Raw genomic sequence first — 17762 nt, forward strand, 5'->3', positions numbered from 1 at the left:
ATTGCCAAACTTATTGCAAGTGAATTCGTTTCTCAGAAATATTTGGACTCCATGCTTCGGCATTTATTTCTGTGCATTTTAAGGCAAAATTAATTTCTGCACTGATCATTCCTTTGCAGCGTTCAAGCGTGGCATCAAGCTCACCCTTCATTAAGCCCGGACGAGTCCTTGGTGTGGATTGGTAAATGGCATGAAGCGTTTGATGACCTTGCTTAATTATTTTATCAATCGCGTCCAAGTCATTACCCTGACCGGACTCATTAAGTTGCAAAAGTTGGTTCTTTAACGCCGTTGCAACCTCTGTTTTTTGAGGGGAGACGAAAAAAGGCAAGGTTGTACGAAAGAGGGCGGATAAAAATTGGTGTAATGCATTCCAAATGAAATTCCTCTTGCAGTAACTGTCTAACTGCTTGGCCATTAGGGTGGCCAAAGATTCTTTATAAAACCCTGGCTCACACAGTTCATTCAAATGATTAATTAACTTCTCCACAGTCCAGGAATACTTCTTATCGAAGTGATGCAGGGCATTATCCTGTAGATTTTGCCACAAATCTTGCTCGCCTTCGGGGTTTTTCAATTCATAAATCAGACCTTTAATAATGGCCTTTGCTTGTTTAAATTTATCAAAATTGTCTATGTTCGATTCTTTAAGGTGATTCATTGCAGCAATCACTTGCCTGATGTTATTTTTCTGAGATTCCCCTAATCCATGATTGTTCTGAATATGAAGTTCCAATAGATTGGTTGTCTCCTGAATAAAATGCCTGGCCTCATAGCTTAACTTAAGTAACTGGTGATGAAGGTAGCTATTTTCCATATTGCACAGCTCGAGAAACACAACCGCTGTTTTGGTTACTTCGCGTAAAGTAGCAATGGCCTGCTCTTCTTCCTGGCTGGATGCTGTAGCTAAGGCTTCATTAATATGAAGCATGCAAATTGAAACAGTAGAAGGCGCTCCTTCCATGTGATGGTAAGCAAAATTCACAGCTGTAGACAAGGAGTGAGTCAGATAGGACAATTCATTGTAGATAAGGCTTTTGCGTCGCGGTGGGAGAGAGCGGGTTCTCATGGCGCGAGGTGATAATTGTTCATCAATATGGCAAATTCGTTGTAAATTATGATGAAACTCCGGTTCGTCCTCTGCTAAATGGTTCAGCTGTGTTTGCACATCAGAAGAGGTAATGCGTGCATCAATATGGTTGAGCATGAACCAATCATAAAGTGCTGGATAGAGTTTTTGAAATAACTCGGCATGTTCTTGATTGAGAAACAGATGATGATTTTCACTATAAGTAAAATGTTCTTTCAATACAGCCCGCTTGGGCAAAATCATTTTGGCGTGGTAGCTCATGGAAGCTGCACCAGCATAATAGCGCAAGTTGGTTTGCGCCCTGTTGTAATGGTGGAAGCGCTCGGCATCTGTAAGCTTATGGGCAGTCCTTTCTTCGTATAAATCTTTACCCGTAAACACCACCATATTGGGGATGGGAGCCTCGGGAGGCAAGCTTTCAGTCTCTAGACAAAAACGGTACATCTCATCATGCATAAGGATTGGGACATCATTTGTTTTTTCTTGAGTAGTTAAGCGAGTGGCTGTTCCATGAGAGCCGGGATAAACTCGAAATGAAGCAAGTGTTTTTTCAGGTGCTGCAAACACATAACGCACTCGGTCCTGTGGGGTGAAACCGGGTGTGTTTTCATGGAGCATGACAGCGCTTTCGAATCGCTTGACGTTTGCAGGGATCGTGTAAGATGCCGGGTCGTTAGCTCTACCAGGACCTGGAACTTGATCAATTAAAAACAGATTAACCTCAACATCAGGGTACAGACTGTCTAATAAATTGGCCAATCGCACGCAAGCATCAGCTCCACGGCTATAACCATGTAGATTGATTTTAGAGGGTAATTTGCCCTCATTTTGTTGAATGAGGTATTCGAGGTATTGGATTCCTTCAAATAATAATTCATCCATACCTTCGCCGGCAGCCATGCCAGTAAGCTGTTGAGTTATATTTCGAACTTCCTTCATGGTCTCATCCAGCGCAATACTTTTCTGATCATTCACTGGATTGTAGATGTATCTCCCAGGCGTAGGATGTTCAAGATTTGCTGAAGAACTCGGGCTTGAACCTACGCCATCGAATAAATGGGCTTTACCACCGAGTTGTTTGATGGCTTCATAGAAAGTTGTTAAAACGTCCCTTCTTTTGCTTCGATGATGAGAAGTGCCAAGAAAGAAAAAACTTACTGCTGCTTCATTCGACATGATTAAACTTTAATGTTTGTGTTCAACAATTACAGTATAAGAGCCATATATGAACAGAAAATTAACTATGACTTATTTAATGAAAAGATCCCGTTAATTTTTATCGCAAAAATTTTAATAATGTTGGCATGCAAATCGCTTTGTTTTTTAAAAAATCACTCGCATGCTGATTCGAAGAGAGTAAATTTGCCTTAAGGAGTAAGGTTTACTAAAAAAGATTGAATTATAAAATAATCTTTCTGAATATAGATGGAAATGCAGTTTCAGGTCATAATTTGACACCAAGTTTAGAAGGGGTGAAGCTATGACTCATGAAATTTTGCTGGGTGTAAACATTGATCATGTGGCTACTGTTCGCGAGGCCCGGGGCACGCGATATCCTGATCCAGTGCAAGCGGCTATGGAAGCCCAGGATGCAGGTGCCGATGGCATTACTTTACATATGAGAGAAGATTTAAGGCACATTCAGGCGCGTGATGTTCGTCTAATCAAATCGATTTTACAAGTGCCAATGAATCTTGAGCTGGCCGTCACTGACGGGATGCTCGCTTTTGCTGAAGAAATTAGACCGGAACATGCCTGCCTTGTTCCTGAAAAACGGGAAGAGATTACTACTGAAGGAGGTCTGGATATTATAGGCCATCGTTCTGCAGTGCAAAAAGCTGTACAACGTTTGCAAGCCCTTGGCAGTGAGGTTTCCCTTTTCATTGATCCAGACTTAAAACAAATTGAGGCAGCGGCAGAGGTAGGCGCTCCCGTGATTGAAATTCATACGGGTTGTTATGCCGATGCCACTGATCCTGCAGAACAAGCGTTGGAACTTAAGCGAATTGTTGAGGCAGCTGAATACGCGGCCAATCTTAACCTAATTGTTAATGCTGGCCACGGTTTGCATTATCACAATGTAAAAGCTATTGCTGCTATCAGACAATTGAGAGAATTGAATATTGGCCATGCCATCATTGCCCGCGCTATCTTTTCAGGCATGAAGCAGGCCGTAAAAGAGATGCGACAACTCATGTTAGAAGCGAGAAATTATGCCTAATACTGACTCAATCGTTATCCGTTTGACGGGAGATTCTGGTGACGGTGTGCAATTGGTTGGCGAGCAATTAACCATTGCAGCTGCCTTAACGGGAAGGGATGTTAGAACCCTTCCTGATTTTCCTGCGGAGATTAGAGCTCCTGCAGGCACCGTTGCTGGTATATCCGGCTTTCAGCTAGCGATGTCAGAACAGGCTATTTTTACGGCTGGGGAAAGCCTTGATGTCTTGGTCGCTTTAAACCCCGCGGCGCTAAAAAACTCACTCCAACACTTAAACCCTGGTGGTTTGCTCATTATTAACGAAGACAGCTTTCAAGCAAAGGATTGGCAAAAAGCCAATTTAGACCAAGAAATTTTGAATAATGCAGCTGAATATTATCAGATACTTTCCCTTCCACTCATCACACAAACCCTGCAGGCCGTTAATGGATTGGATATTAATCATGCGCAGGCTAAAAAAGCCAAAAATTTTTATGTCCTCGGCCTGGTTCTTTGGTTATTTGATTTGCCGGTTGAGAATTGCCTCCAATTCATCCGTAAAAAATTCAAAGCCAATGTGGAGATAGCCAAGGCGAACGAGCTCACTTTATTAGCGGGTTATAATTACGCAATGACTTTGGAATTAAGCCGCCGGGAATTCATGTTGGGTCAGGTTGGCCGCCACCAAGGTGAGTATCGTCAAATTACAGGAGTAGAAGCGATTGGTTTGGCCATAGCAAGCCTGGCAACCCTCACAGAAACATCTGTATTGGTGTCTGGCTATCCCATCACTCCTGCCTCAGCCATCTTACAAGAATGCGTTCGATTAAAAGATTTTGGTGTGCACTTACTGCAAGCCGAAGATGAAATTGCAGCAATATGCGCCTGTATTGGCGCTTCCTTTGGAGGGCAGTTGGCTTTAACTTGCACCTCAGGCCCAGGTTTTGATTTAAAGGCAGAAAGCTTAGGACTTGCGGTGATGGCTGAGCTCCCTTTGGTTTTACTAGACGTTCAACGCGCTGGTGCCTCCACGGGTTTGCCGACTAAGACCGGGCAGAGTGACTTGCATCAAGCGCTTTACGGGCGACATGGGGAAGCCCCCCTGCCCGTATTGGCTGCCCAATCGCCTGCTGATTGCTTTAATACAGTAGTTGAAGCATTCCGTATTGCTGTGAAATACATGACGCCTGTGATTGTTTTATTAGATGCTTACCTAGCGAATGCAGCGGAGCCATGGAAACTGCCGGAAGTGGAGTCCATAGAGGTGCCAAAGCTTAAATTTAATCGCTTCCCGAAACCTTATCAGCGAGATGAATTTTTATCACGCAGTTGGAATATTCCAGGAACGGCAGGCTTTATTCAGCAAATAGGTGGCCTCGAAAAGCAGGGAGAGGAAGGTCGGGTGAGCTATGATGCTGAAAATCACCAAAAAATGGTCATGTTGCGTGCCAATAAAATTACCGGGATTGCTCGTGAGTATCGACCGGTTGAAATTGAGGGGGATGAAAATGCCAAAATCCTTCTCATTGGTTGGGGAAGTACCTACGGCAGCTTAAGATCCGCCATTAATCAATGCAGGGAGGAAGGCATAGAAATTGCCTTAATCCATTTGCGTCATTTAAATCCATTGCCTTCCGACTTGGCGGATTTGATAGCCAAATTTGAAACGGTTCTTGTTGCCGAATTAAATTCAGGCCATTTGTGTCAACTGTTACGTGCTACTTATTTGGTTAATGCCAAATCCATTACTCAGTGTAATGGCCAACCCTTTGCGGTGAGCCATTTGGTTAAAGCCATTAAATTGGAAATCAATCATGAACCAAATTTATAAACGTGAAGATTTCAGCAACGCTAATGAGGTGCGTTGGTGTCCTGGCTGCGGTGATTACGCTATTTTAGCTGCTCTGCAGAAGGTTTTGCCGGAATTAGGTTTAGCTCCTGAAAAGCACGTTTTCATCTCAGGAATCGGTTGTGCGGGCCGCTTGCCTTATTATATGAATACTTATGGCTTTCATACGATTCATGGACGGGCTACGGCTGTAGCCACAGGGCTTAAAGCCATGCGCAAGGATTTAACGGTATGGGTGATTACCGGTGATGGTGATGCCTTAAGCATTGGAGCAAACCATTTAATTCATTGTTTAAGACGCAATGTAAACATTAATATTTTATTATTTAACAATCAGGTTTATGGTTTAACCAAAGGGCAATTTTCACCTACTTCACAAAAAGGGCAAGTAACCAAGACCTCTCCGCAAGGTGTAAACAATGAGCCAGTGAATCCCTTGGCTTTGGCTTTGGCCTCCGGAGCAAGTTTTGTTGCTCGAGCTGTGGATAAGGATCCCAATCACCTTGCTTCAGTGATTAAGAAAGCTTATGAACATGAAGGCTGTTCTTTTGTAGAAATTTATCAGGACTGCAATATTTTTAATAATGGAGCGTTTGATGCCTTTGCGGTAAAAGCCAATCGCGCTGAGCAAACCATTATTCTGGAGCAGGGCAAACCATTGTTGTTTGGTTCCGAGAAGCAATGGGCGCTTGATTTAAAGGGAGACGCGCTGCAACGAATTTCATATCAAGCGGGGGATGCTCTATATCAGCACGATTCTGGCAATTTTCTCTCAGCCATGCGCTTATCACGGTTAACCTTTCCTGACTTCCCTGTCCCTCTCGGCGTTTATTACCAAAATGAACGTGAAGTGCTCAGTTTCGATGAGCCTGCTTCGAAGTCAAAGGCCGATTTGGCAGCTCTATTTCGAGCCAAAGCAAGCTGGGAGCAGCAAGAACGTTCGATTTAGTCAAACAGGATTAATGGACGTGATGTTTAACCTGCTTAAGGAAAACCGAAGGCTTTAGCAAATTGTGATAAATAATTTCCTACAACCTTTGAATTGGACGGATTTCATTTATCAATTGTCTCACTTAGCTGAAATGCAGTGTGGATTTGTAGGTTGTTTTCCTGACTAAGCCCGCCTGAATAATTACCAATCCATGCTTCTATTGGTATTATTGTGATGGATAACGTACCTTATCCATCACAAAGAGGGTATAATGGGGGAAAAATAAAAATGAGACGCTATGAATTTCCTGGACGAGCAAAATTCAAAAAATCGAAAGTTTGTGATAGATAAGATTTTTCACTCCTTAGATGTTCATTTTGACACCAATTCACTTTCAGCTTGGTTGACTTATTATTACTCAGTGCATGTCAGAGGGGCGCCTCAGAAAACTGAACAAGCCAAGATGAAAGATTTGGCGAAATTTATTAATTTCTTTCAAATGGAAGTAGGGCATGACTTGGTGGATAGTTGGACACCGGCTGTTAGTAAACATTTTCAAAAACATTTATGTAAAACGATTTCCGAGAAAACAGGAAAACCCTATAAACCAACTTCGATAAACCGAACTATGGCAACCATCCGTCATGTGGGACGATGGCTTCATCAACAACGTCCTTTATTAGCAGGCGATCCTTTAGCGCAAGTCAAAGATTTGCAAACTGATGCACCGGATTGGAATGGATTAACTTCGCGTCAATTAATGAGATTAAAGTCTGCTTGTGAGCAACGGATCAAAAGCTGTACTCGCAAAAATCAAAACCCATTAATGGAAACAGCTCTCTTTTATTTGTTACTTGGAACTGGTCTTCGTGAGTCCGAAGTGGTTTCTTTGAATGTGAGACAGTATCGACAAAAAGGATTGTGTGATGTTTTACGTCATAAATCAAAACGTATTAGTCAAAAAATTCCTTTACCTCAAGAGAGTAGGGCCTATTTGGACCAATATTTAGAAAAAAGAGAGGCACAAGAAGATGAACCTCTGTTTATTACACGCTATGGAACACGCTTGCAAACCTTAGATGTTTATAGAATATGTCAGCGAGTTTTAAAACAGGCTTTGGCGTTTTTGCCTGAGAATGAGAAATTTGAATTTACTCCACATAAACTGAGGCATACTTTTTTAAAAAAAGTCACCGATAAACATGGCGTGCATTTTGCCCAGGAATTGAGTGGCAATGTTTCAATTAAGGAAATTTTTCGTTATGCGAAACCGAGCCCTGAAGAAATGCAATCCACAATAGAACAACTTTTTGAAGTTTGATTCAAGTTAGTATCAATAATTATAAAATTCTTATCTTTGCTTTAATAATTTCTTAATGGTATGTTTTTATGATGTTCCAAACAAATGGAATACATAATGACTACTCTCGATGGACAACTCAAGTTTAGAAAGGAATTAAAAAGTCTTACTCTAGAAGAGTTGTATAAAAAAAAAGAAAATCTGGAAGCATATAGCAAAGATAAACAACAAATTTTAACGGCTGAAATTATAGATCGCGAGAAATCCAATCAAGAAGAATATAATCAAGAAATTTTAGAATGTGCTAGAGAAGCAAATATAATATCCAAGAAATCAAAAAAAACATTCCATGTGGGCTAATGTGATAGCATTTATTGCGCTAGTCATATCAGTGATCTCCCTATGTATAACATATAAAAAACCCTAAAAGCTGAATTAATTTTAGCTAATTATTTAACGGCCCTCCATAGCTCTTCATTTTTCCAATCAATAGGAAATCCCATGTCTTTAATCCTAAAATGTGGTGTATTTGGAAAAGAATCAACAAGCGAAGATACACGTATATACCAAGAAGATTTAGGACAAATACTTTTCAAAAGATAAGATAAAATGCATAAAACAACATATACTCTCGAAGTCATATGAGTATTACCTATTAAGTGATCAAAGGCGCCCATGTCCCCTAATTTAGGTAATTTGGGTTGATCAATTAAATTTCTATTCCATAATCTACTGTGATGAGCTACAACATTCCTAACGTAATTCAAAGTACGCAACCAGCTCTCCATTATTTGCCAATTATTAATACCATATTTTTTAGAAATAAAATCTTTATCATGGACCCTCATTCCTTGATAAAATGTAGAAAGGAGACCGAAGTCCCAAAGTTCAATAGCTACCCAAATAGGTAAAGGCAAACCATACTGGCTTTTATAATGAATTGCGAAATCTTCTTTAGAACGGTTAATTAATTCATCGTGTTTTGAAAGCCACTCTTGATGCTTAGACTTCCCAGATAATTTATTAAATTTTTTTGTGAAATTACCATGGAGAAGTGTTTGATTATTATAAGCAAAAGGGTCTGTTTTACCTAATAAGTAAGCTATTTCTACTCTTACGGCCACTTCTATTCGTTCAATCGCATCTAAAACTATTAAGCGTAATTTTTTGTCAAAAACATATAAATTCACTATGTCTTCGAATTTAGTACCTGTCATGAAATTATCCAATCTCATTAGTCGAGATTGTTTATGTTGAATATTGGAGGGTTTACATAATTGACGACAAGGATACCAATACCCACTAAGGCGGTAATAGCCAAGTCTACGTAAGTATTCTAATGCAATTTTTTCGTTTGTTACTTCCATACCTCTGGATTTTAACAGATTTAGCTGCTGATCAAATGTGAGATAGGGTTTATTATAAAGAGACATTGTGGTTTAAAAAAAAGAAAACCCGCTCGTGCATTTTTCAATGTAGAGGAGCAGGCCGTGTTAAATGTATTATAGAATTAATTATAAATTAAGGCAACATAGGTTTTTTAAGAAATACACCAATGTAACCCTACATTAATAGATTTCTAGGGGCCCACTCGATAATTTAAGTTATTAAACCTATGTAGGATAGGGGTAGTGTACGAAAAAAGAGCTAGAGTTTTGAATATCTGTATACTCAAAATCATAACACTCATTAGAAAGTAGTTTAGGAAATTTTACTCTAAAATAACCACCTATTCCGGATTCCGTATCGTCATTTGGGTCATTTTCTAAGGCTAAAAAAGTAGGACCAGAGGAAAAATCATAAGTATAAAACTGAGATGAAAGAAGAACTAATAAACCGGTCACCGCTTTAATAAGATTTTCAAAGTTCGCCTCTTTAAACTCTTCATGTCTATCATGTTTAGTAGCATGTATTACCAATTTTAAAAGCTTCAAATGGTTTGGTTCTGTTTTGTGATCCATCCCAATTCGGAATAAATACTTCATAATCAGAAAGAAAATGACTGGCATCTATTTTTTTATAATCGGTAATGTTCCAATTTCCTTTCTTACTATATTTATTTTCTCTCAAAATCGCCTTGAAATTAGCTTCCACCTCGACACAGGTTCTTAATAAAAGCTCGTGCACTCTATAAGAATACGTATTTAGATTTACATCGGATGGTTCTATGTAATCAAATAAATTCAGTAAGTCTTTTTGGATTAAAATAAAGGCTCTCACGTAATATGAAGCATCTTGAGCAAAGGATGAGAGTGCAATATACCGAGCCTTTCCGTTATGGGAATAACTACCATCTGTAAATTGTCTGCAAGTTCTAATATATGGATTTTTGAGACTCATAGTTTTCTCGACATCATTATTTAGAATAACAAGAAATTTTTATTCAATGAAGATTCGTAATTTTGAAGAGTACCTTATTTTCAACAGCAAATGAAATATAAAATTAAGTCTGATTAATCGTAAACTCAAACTTATTTTTATTCCTCTAAATGATTACATATTGAACATGAATGATCTTCTTGCTAGTTAAGTCCTATATATTTAAGTAATTCGAAATAATAAGGGGAAGTAGTTCCTCTCGGGGCTTGTTTGCAAGAAGAGGTAGCACACTGCAAAGGAGAGTTCGTTCTCTTACTACCACCCAAATTACAAGAAACCACCTCATTGCAAGAAAAACTTTGAATATTTTGCTAAACGAATTGCCATTAAAACAAGCCAGTTAAACTGGCAGTTTTATTGACAAAGGGAAATAAAAATGAGCTTTATAAAAAAGCGTTGATGTTGCAAAACCGCACTTGGCAGTAGGGTTTTACGAACTTTACATAAGACCATCAGAACTGATTCTGCTTAGCTTTTTCGGATGTTAATTTTAGATACACTTAAAAATATTACAAGAACATGTGAGATCAAGAAAATGAATTCCAATAATTCAAATTGATTTAATTATTGACAAATAATCCTCATAATATATGATTGCTTTAAATAAATTCAGTTTCTTCGATAACTATGACATTAAGTGATTTATATCAATTAGAAAATACGTTTATTCCAAAACTAATTAATGCCCTTCGTGAGGACATGCGTTCAAGTAAGCATGGCGAAGCGATCAGCTTTCAAGTATTAAGGCCCGTTATATCGCTATTGAACGAGGAAAAAAGATATCCTGGGCTTTCTTTAGGGCAGCTCATGAAAGGAACCATGAACATGGCAATAAGTTTGCAAATTTCTAAATATGGAAATATTTCAGCTGAAAGCGTTGGGGAAACAGTTTATGAAAAATATAACCAGGAAAGGAGACATTGGTTCGTTGGTTATAATGAAGCTTTAAAGGCAATAGGCCCACTGTCAGAAAAAGATGCCTTGGACATTGCAATTCCAGTTATTAAACGAGCATCTCAAAGCTGCTTATATCTCACCCCTTGTGTCCCTCATACTTTAAACTTATATTTTAGCTATCTACAAAAATTAGATTGTAATTTTATCCCTCCACAGATTCCTACTGGCAACACCTTTGCTCAATGGAATCATGATCAGTTTCACAGTTTTAATAGCATAGATTCTTCTTCTTTATTAAATTTATCCCTATTTGCAGTTAAAAAATATGAGCTACCGAGAGAAATACTTCCGATAGATTTACAAGAAAAATTGGATTGCATCCCTAGTGTTTCTAGGAATGAGGAGAATAAAGAAGAAACTGGCACATGCTTTTCAAATTGCACAATTGTTTAATTATCTTTGGCGTATGATTTTTATGGACTATAGGCACTGAGCCTTCTATAACTTTATAAACCTTACCATCTTTTTATTGATGAGTATCATTCTTGTCAACCATTATCCTACATTGGGATGAATCATTTGGACTCCACAAATCCATCTGATTTAGATACCCATTCGTATTTTCTGCGGTTCTTTATGCCTTATCAACATGAAGCTGCTGTTTTACATCACCTACGAGACGAGTATCATTTGGATCGAGCGATAAAATAGTTTTCCCTTCGAAATCCAATGATTTCAAATCCAGCCAAATAACACTTGGTGTTGTAGTTGAGCTGAAATAATAAGTTTTTTTAGTCAAATCAGCGACTGACACCCAACGTGTAGGCCATGCATCTTCCGTCTTATTCCCCGAAGTATCAATAGCCCCAAATGGCACCATAGCTGTTCTTATAACAGACAAAACGCCGGCTACTGTATCTTTTATATTTTTAGGTGTTGGTAAGGTTTTTAAATAAGTTGCAACTCGAACAAAGCGACTTAAAGGATCGCTGTCGCCAGGTAACGATAGTGCTCCACCAAATGCCTTATAACGTTTCAAATTTTCTAATTGAATAGCGTAAGCAGGCTCATTAGTCATTATGGTGTACTGAGGTCCATGATAAATTTTCTTTTTTCCATCGATAAATTCTATGACCGCAGCGTCACCCGTAGGATCTTGTATATTCAAATGGAGTGGCCATTTTTGATTAAAAACTACAGTCTCAACAATTTGAAACTGATCAATGGCAGAAACGGCTTCATTAACCGTTTTAAAGTTATCAAGTATGTATTGAGCCCATAGAGTATTGGATAAAGCAGGAACAGATACATTTCTTTTTTCATATGTTGAACCAGTTAAATATAAAAGGTGCGCTGCTAAACCATGCTCATTGATACCATCAGAAACGGCAGAAGAATTAAATTCTGTGACCACCACACTTCCATATTTAGATTTCCATCCAAGCGAATTTTTGCCTGCCTCGCCATGCCGTTCAACTCCTCTGGGGAACACTTTTATTTTTGGTAGATCGGGTGTAAATAGATCTACTGAGCGGGCAACTACTTTGGCTTGAGGATTATTATTCCAAAATACTGTCGTACAGCTTTGGGAAGTACTCCAGCCTAAGAGCAAAAAAGTAATTATCAGTTTCTTTCGCATTGTAACTCCATTTTTATGCTTTTCTATGAAACTACTATGACATGATATTAAAAAAATCCAAAACTTAGACAAATGTCAATGCTCTACCGATAATAAACTTAATAGATTTTTTACATCTATTACAGGTATGCGATCTTAAATCCTTATGAGCTCTTCGAACTACTGGGTTTATATTTTGCTTTGCCTTAACGATCCTATTATAGGGTAAACAACTACTCCAAAAATGCTTTGGACAACGTTGATGGTACAGTAAATGTAAAATAAAGCAGATTAAACAGTTTAAAACCTTAGAAATTTTTGAAATTATAAAATAGAACGTTATCTAAGAATTAACGCGCTTTGAACAAGAAAAAAATACCAGCCTGATACTCATTAACGCAGAAATTTTTTCCTCCTTAATCTTACCCTAATAAAAAAATGTTAAATTTAGACCAAAAATAATACATTTAAATGGATAAGTGTTCATTTTACTTTAGAGATTCATATGTTAGCGACCAAAGGCCCAATCTATTTTTATTTAGATGGTACCCAAGTACCGAATGGAAAAAAAATAGTCAAAATAAAGAGAAAAAATTACCACGTAGATGATAATGGTAACCATATTCAAGTTTTTACTCCTAATCAGCTACCAACCCACCAATTACGTACCAAACAAGGCGAAAGAGTGCCTCCAACTGCTTTGTTATGGGAAAGAAATGAAACAAAATTTTGTGTTATGCCCGATGGTACTGAAAAAGAAGTTATCACTGTGGAACAAAGAAGCAAATCACAGTTAAAATTTAAGAACGGCGAGGGGGTTCCTGATGATACTGAAATTATAGAGGAAGGAGATAAGAAATTTGTTCTACTTAATGATGGCATTAAAGAAGAAGTATTCACTTCTTACTGGTTGAATCCTAAATTTAAAGACGGAACACCGGTTCCAGATAATTTGCCTCTTTCGACTGAGGGGAAGAAAAGGTCTGTTACCACCGCCGATGGATCAGATGTACCTGTATTTACTGCTCATGCTTTGAACCAGGCTAACCAACGTAAAAAAAACAAATTGAAAATCCCTGAGAAGCCAGTTAAGCCCCAAGGGATTAGCGGATTAAAATATAGTGACGGGACCTTAGTTCCGGGTGATATCGCAATAATAAAAGAGAAAAAGCATTTTTTTGCCTTACATGGTGACGAAAAGGTGAGAGTATATACCAGTGTACAAATATCAGGCAGCCGTCTAAAGTTTCAAAATGGTGACTTAGTACCTGAAAATTTGCCCCACATAAAAGAGGGAAAGAAAAGGTATGTCCTGATGCCAACTGGAGAAAGAGTTCAGGTATTCAGGTCAAATACTTTATCAAATCAGCGTTACGCTAAAGGAATAACAAAAAAGCAAAAACAGTCAAAGTCTAGTTTGGCCGTTATTTCTACCCACTCAAACCACGAAAGCGAAGGCAACTTAGCCACACTTACCTTAGGGCAAGAGTTAAATAGACTAACTGATTCATCCTATGAGTCTTCAGACATATCCTTCATGGAAACTCTTGATGCGCCTTTCCCTTTCTTGGATTTCACAGAACTCGAAGGTCTTACAGATTCTTTAAGGGAAGATCCTCAAAAAATTCCCCCAGTTAGTGCTAATACACAACCTTCTAGCGGGTTAAGATATGCCAATGGTCATGCTGTTCCCGTGGAAGCCGAAATCAAAACAGAGGGTAAGAAATTTTATATCCTAAATGGAGATACAAAGGAACAGATTTATACGGCGTCGCAATTGCCAGGAAATCGTCTGAAGTTTAAAAATGGTGACCCTGTACCAGATAATCTACCTTATTTTAAAAAGGGTCAGAATTGGTATGTTACGATGGCTAATAATGAAGTAATTCAGGTGTTTAAAGCAAACGCATTATACCAGAGGAAGCGAACCGCCACTAAAAGATCAAAGCTTGCATCCAATGGTGAACAGTTCCCCATTGAACCTATGGTTTCAGAACCCCTTGAACAAAGATCAGGAGTGAATGAGCATCTGGAATTATTAGAAGAGACAACCAATTCAATAAGCGTCGGCCATAATTCAGGGGGATTTGTTAATAATGCATCCTCAAGGTACGCCTTTTTTGCACCTTTTACTAATTCAGTTACAACAAATCCCAATCCTGTGGTGGCTTCAATAGAAGTTAATTCAGACCAGAATCCCTTTGAAAAGTTAGTCAGCGTGGATCCTATTTTGTCCTACTTCAATGAGTTACCACCCGCTATAGGGGGATTGGCGCCAGAGGATATTGAGGATTTTTTATTAGAAGACACATCCAGCCATCCGTCAAAAAAATCAAAATTATAAGATAGTAGTTGGAATAATAGAGTCATTGCTGATGAGCAGTGACTCCTAATGGAGAAAAATTAAACTGATACAAATCAACCAATTTCATTATCGACTAACAAACAGCCTGAAACCTTTAGTTTAGCCTGAAGTGAAAGCTGAATATGAGAGTCTTAATGAAGAATTTGCATTAATTGATACATTACTGAGTATGTGAAAAAGGTCAGGTTTGTCTCAGGATGAAATCGCTCACAAAATGGTAGCTCAGAAGAGTAACATCTCTAGATTAGATGCAGTAAACCCAGGTAGGAAAACATTGCAAAATATACTCATGCTTTCGGGTTTGAAATTTCAATGAAAGTCAAAATCTAAATTCCGAGCAACAGAGATAATTGATTAAGTAATAGAGGACTTTACTAAATCTGATTAATCAGATTAAATTATTTTAAATACTATGTTTATCTATCTGCCTTTTGTCTGACTCAATGTCATTTTATTGTAAATCAATAACTTACTTTTGATGGAGCCATAATGTATTAGTAAGTTTGACCGATGTGGCATACAATATTTGAATTTCAATTTTATTTCTAATTAATAGCCTGTATTTCTACCATAGAAGAGCCGGTGATTCCCAGGCGTCTTGCAGCCGCATAAGAAAGATCGATTATTCGCGTACTAAAAAAAGGCCCTCGATCATTAATGCGAACGACGACTGTTCGTCCATTTTTTACATTTTTAACTCGTACCCTGGTATTAAATGGAAGCGTAGGATGTGCAGCTGTCATAGAATACATATTGTAGCGCTCTCCATTAGAAGTCTTATGATGATGGAGGCGTTTATGATAAATCGAAGCTAATCCTCGTGCTTTATACCCTCTTGAAGATCTAAGAGGAGTATATACCTTACCCTTAACTTTATAAGAAGCTAATTCATGTTCTGCAGACTTTGTTTTCATACAGGCGGTTAAGCTAAATAATAATCCTGTAATGACAAAATATTGTATAATTTTTATGCCTAATCTCATGTTAATTCTCAAAAATCGAATGAGGCTTGGAAACATAGCATATTGATTAAAGTCTGACGACATTTATTATAGTTTCGCTGCTTGGCAGGGGTATTCCTTCGTATCGTTATCCAAAGTACGGAAGAATTTTCCGAAAAAATTTAAATATTTGAATTCCAAGTATTTAAACCTGATTTCTCGCAATGAAAATTTATGCCTTGAGATCCTTTCTTTGTAAGTAGGATGACAGCCATAACGCATACGTTATTTGCGCTGGCTGAGTAATTTCTATCCCTAATGATGCACTCTAACTTTTAAATGAGTGTCAAGCCAAGGTGATCGCGTAGTGAGACGCCAGTGCATCTCGAATCCTAGTTCGAGGGCTCGTTATTTAAGCAAGTTTCACATTGATTTTAAAGCTCGCAACAGCGTTCAAAGTTTGTATAAAATACGTGATTTACCTGTTTCTGTTGATACTGATTGAGATCTGTTTGGATTAAAGAATACAAAAAAATTACCTGAATTTTGGTTTTCCCTGCTTTGTTTTGCTTGTGGATCGGAGAGGTCTTTCCCTTCAATTGATGATACTTTTCTTTTATGCCTATTGGGTGCAGTGACTCTTGGGAGGCCTTGTTGGTTTAGTTGTTGTTGCTCAAATCGTCTTTTTTGCGTTTGCGAGGCAACCAATTCAAGAGAAATAGACTGATTTTGAGAATCCACCAATTGTCCTTTATAAAGATAATTATATTTTGGATGATATTCAGGCTTAATCAAGCAAGTAGGATCGACGGAGTTTTCATATAGTGTACCGGTTCCTTCATAGACCCAAACTTGCTTTTCTCGGCGCTTTTTCGCTTGCAGGCTGATTAACTCTAAATCAATAACTTGATTATCATCAAGTTGTAATTGGCCTCCACAAATGAAGCCATTTTCGGGGTTTTTCTTGGGGTTGATTAAGCTAAATACATCTACTGGATGTGCATAAGCAATTCCTGTCCCAGCATATACCCATACTTGATTTACACGCTTTTTTTGCGCTGAGACTGTGATTAGTTCCAAGGCTACTATCGTACCATTTTCAAGTTGCAAATCCCCTTGGGAAATGAAGCCGTTATCGGGACAAACTTTAGGATTTAGCAAACTAGATGCGTCTACTGCATTTTCATATGCAATTCCCGTTTTAGCATATACCCAAACCTGCTTTGTACGTTCTTTTTGTGCAAGTGAGCTAATTAACTCTAGATTGATTGTTCGATTGCCTTCTATCCCTAAAGAGGCTTTAATAATAAATCCATTTTTTGTTTGAACTCTTTGGGGGGCAATTAATTTGGAGTATTCTACAGGACCTTCATAAATCACTCCTGTAGCGGCATAAACCCAAACCTGTTTTTGCCGTTCTTTCTGTGCTTTGCTGCTAATTAACTCCAAATCTATAATACGATTGTCATCGAGTTGTAGTTGACCTTCGCAAATGAAGCCATTCTTGGTGCTTTTCTTGGGATTTATTAAGTTAAATGGATCTACTGGATGTTCAAAAATAATACCGGTTCCAGCATAGACCCAAACTTGGCTTTCGCGCAGCTTTTGCGCTTGCAGGCTGATTAGCTCTAAATCAACAAATTGATTATCATCAAGTTGTAATTGGCCTTCACAAATTAAACCATTTTTAGGGTTTCTTTTGGGATTTATTAAGCTTAATGCATCGACCGGGTTTTCAAAAATAATCCCCGTGTTAGCGTATACCCAAACCAAGTTTTTACGTTTTACTTGTGCTGAAATGTTGATTAATTCTAATGAAACCATCTGACCATTATTTAGCGGCAAGTCACCTTTAAAAATAAAGCCATTCTTGCTTAATGGATTAACTAATTTATTGAGTTCAATAGGTTGGTCGTAAGCAACTCCAGTACCTGCATAAACCCAAACTTTTTTCTTTCGCAATTTCTTTGCGCTTTTGCTGATTAATTTAAGGGAACAATTTCATTATTATCTAATAGTAACTCACCTTTATAAATTGCCCCGTTTTTAAATTTAGGATTAATTAATTCTTTTGGATCAAAAAAATGCTTAAAGGAAACTCCAGTTTCTGCATAGACCCATACTTTTTCTTTGGATTTATTTGGCATAATTTAAAGAAATATGAAGGTTTTGATGAAATATGATTATAAAGA

General features: G+C 38.0%; 14 protein-coding genes. 7 read left to right on the forward strand and 7 right to left on the reverse strand.

Going from position 1 to position 17762, the window contains the following annotated elements:
- Positions 1 to 10: 10 nt before the first annotated feature.
- A complete protein-coding gene (locus EL203_RS04815) occupies positions 11 to 2266 on the reverse strand; it encodes a DUF5621 domain-containing protein (RefSeq protein ID WP_058470256.1) in 2256 nt (751 codons plus the stop codon).
- Between the two features lie 304 nt (positions 2267 to 2570).
- On the opposite strand from EL203_RS04815, the gene pdxJ reads away from it, so the two are divergent.
- From pdxJ to EL203_RS04840, 5 genes are all read left to right on the forward strand, one after another.
- Positions 2571 to 3311, forward strand: a complete 741-nt coding sequence (gene pdxJ, locus EL203_RS04820) for a pyridoxine 5'-phosphate synthase (RefSeq protein WP_058470255.1) — start codon at positions 2571 to 2573, stop codon at positions 3309 to 3311.
- A complete protein-coding gene (locus EL203_RS04825; protein WP_058470254.1) occupies positions 3304 to 5121 on the forward strand; it encodes a 2-oxoacid:acceptor oxidoreductase subunit alpha in 1818 nt (605 codons plus the stop codon). The genes pdxJ and EL203_RS04825 overlap by 8 nt, the downstream gene beginning before the upstream one ends.
- The gene (locus tag EL203_RS04830; RefSeq protein ID WP_058470253.1) at positions 5105 to 6088 is read left to right on the forward strand and encodes a 2-oxoacid:ferredoxin oxidoreductase subunit beta; all 984 of its coding nucleotides are present in this window, start codon (positions 5105 to 5107) and stop codon (positions 6086 to 6088) included. Before EL203_RS04825 ends, EL203_RS04830 begins: the two co-directional genes overlap by 17 nt.
- A 280-nt stretch (positions 6089 to 6368) precedes the next feature.
- The gene (locus EL203_RS04835) at positions 6369 to 7391 is read left to right on the forward strand and encodes a tyrosine-type recombinase/integrase (RefSeq protein ID WP_058470252.1); all 1023 of its coding nucleotides are present in this window, start codon (positions 6369 to 6371) and stop codon (positions 7389 to 7391) included.
- A gap of 96 nt (positions 7392 to 7487) precedes the next feature.
- Positions 7488 to 7730, forward strand: coding sequence for a hypothetical protein (locus EL203_RS04840; RefSeq protein WP_058470251.1), 243 nt, complete (start codon positions 7488 to 7490; stop codon positions 7728 to 7730).
- An 89-nt stretch (positions 7731 to 7819) separates the two neighbouring features.
- Here EL203_RS04840 and EL203_RS04845 read toward each other — a convergent pair whose 3' ends face one another.
- Complete coding sequence (locus EL203_RS04845) at positions 7820 to 8803, reverse strand: Abi family protein (RefSeq protein ID WP_058470250.1); 984 nt, start codon at positions 8801 to 8803, stop codon at positions 7820 to 7822.
- A 180-nt stretch (positions 8804 to 8983) separates the two neighbouring features.
- Positions 8984 to 9331: a hypothetical protein gene (locus EL203_RS14520; protein ID WP_197723126.1), complete on the reverse strand. Its 348-nt coding sequence runs from the start codon at positions 9329 to 9331 to the stop codon at positions 8984 to 8986.
- 1045 nt (positions 9332 to 10376) lie between these two features.
- Between EL203_RS14520 and EL203_RS04855 the strand changes: the two genes are divergently transcribed.
- Positions 10377 to 11099, forward strand: coding sequence for a hypothetical protein (locus EL203_RS04855; RefSeq protein ID WP_058470247.1), 723 nt, complete (start codon positions 10377 to 10379; stop codon positions 11097 to 11099).
- A 181-nt stretch (positions 11100 to 11280) separates the two neighbouring features.
- On the opposite strand, the gene EL203_RS04860 is transcribed toward EL203_RS04855, so the two are convergent.
- The gene (locus EL203_RS04860) at positions 11281 to 12285 is read right to left on the reverse strand and encodes a linear amide C-N hydrolase (protein WP_058470246.1); all 1005 of its coding nucleotides are present in this window, start codon (positions 12283 to 12285) and stop codon (positions 11281 to 11283) included.
- A gap of 484 nt (positions 12286 to 12769) precedes the next feature.
- Between EL203_RS04860 and EL203_RS04865 the strand changes: the two genes are divergently transcribed.
- A complete protein-coding gene (locus EL203_RS04865) occupies positions 12770 to 14608 on the forward strand; it encodes a hypothetical protein (protein ID WP_058470245.1) in 1839 nt (612 codons plus the stop codon).
- A 566-nt stretch (positions 14609 to 15174) separates the two neighbouring features.
- On the opposite strand, the gene EL203_RS04875 is transcribed toward EL203_RS04865, so the two are convergent.
- The 3 genes from EL203_RS04875 to EL203_RS14310 all read right to left on the reverse strand — a co-directional run bounded on the left by EL203_RS04875 (position 15175) and on the right by EL203_RS14310 (position 17717).
- A complete protein-coding gene (locus EL203_RS04875; protein ID WP_232004025.1) occupies positions 15175 to 15543 on the reverse strand; it encodes a septal ring lytic transglycosylase RlpA family protein in 369 nt (122 codons plus the stop codon).
- A 480-nt stretch (positions 15544 to 16023) separates the two neighbouring features.
- On the reverse strand, positions 16024 to 17532 hold the full coding sequence (locus EL203_RS04880) for a hypothetical protein (protein ID WP_058470244.1): 1509 nt from the start codon (positions 17530 to 17532) through the stop codon (positions 16024 to 16026).
- Positions 17533 to 17552: 20 nt separating this feature from the next.
- Positions 17553 to 17717 (reverse strand): hypothetical protein, encoded by a 165-nt coding sequence (locus EL203_RS14310; RefSeq protein WP_156413817.1) that lies wholly within the window; start codon positions 17715 to 17717, stop codon positions 17553 to 17555.
- Positions 17718 to 17762: the final 45 nt, after the last annotated feature.

This window comes from Legionella jordanis, from assembly GCF_900637635.1.
GTDB lineage: Bacteria > Pseudomonadota > Gammaproteobacteria > Legionellales > Legionellaceae > Tatlockia > Tatlockia jordanis.

Coding starts and splice junctions, on each gene's coding strand:
- EL203_RS04875 (WP_232004025.1), bottom strand. CDS start 15,543: ATGAAAACAAAGTCTGCAGAACATGAATTAGCTTCTTATAAAGTTAAG.
- EL203_RS14520 (WP_197723126.1), bottom strand. CDS start 9,331: ATGGATCACAAAACAGAACCAAACCATTTGAAGCTTTTAAAATTGGTA.
- EL203_RS04830 (WP_058470253.1), top strand. CDS start 5,105: ATGAACCAAATTTATAAACGTGAAGATTTCAGCAACGCTAATGAGGTG.
- pdxJ (WP_058470255.1), top strand. CDS start 2,571: ATGACTCATGAAATTTTGCTGGGTGTAAACATTGATCATGTGGCTACT.
- EL203_RS04860 (WP_058470246.1), bottom strand. CDS start 12,285: ATGCGAAAGAAACTGATAATTACTTTTTTGCTCTTAGGCTGGAGTACT.
- EL203_RS04815 (WP_058470256.1), bottom strand. CDS start 2,266: ATGTCGAATGAAGCAGCAGTAAGTTTTTTCTTTCTTGGCACTTCTCAT.
- EL203_RS04855 (WP_058470247.1), top strand. CDS start 10,377: ATGACATTAAGTGATTTATATCAATTAGAAAATACGTTTATTCCAAAA.
- EL203_RS04835 (WP_058470252.1), top strand. CDS start 6,369: ATGAATTTCCTGGACGAGCAAAATTCAAAAAATCGAAAGTTTGTGATA.
- EL203_RS04865 (WP_058470245.1), top strand. CDS start 12,770: ATGTTAGCGACCAAAGGCCCAATCTATTTTTATTTAGATGGTACCCAA.
- EL203_RS04825 (WP_058470254.1), top strand. CDS start 3,304: ATGCCTAATACTGACTCAATCGTTATCCGTTTGACGGGAGATTCTGGT.
- EL203_RS04845 (WP_058470250.1), bottom strand. CDS start 8,803: ATGTCTCTTTATAATAAACCCTATCTCACATTTGATCAGCAGCTAAAT.
- EL203_RS14310 (WP_156413817.1), bottom strand. CDS start 17,717: ATGCCAAATAAATCCAAAGAAAAAGTATGGGTCTATGCAGAAACTGGA.
- EL203_RS04840 (WP_058470251.1), top strand. CDS start 7,488: ATGACTACTCTCGATGGACAACTCAAGTTTAGAAAGGAATTAAAAAGT.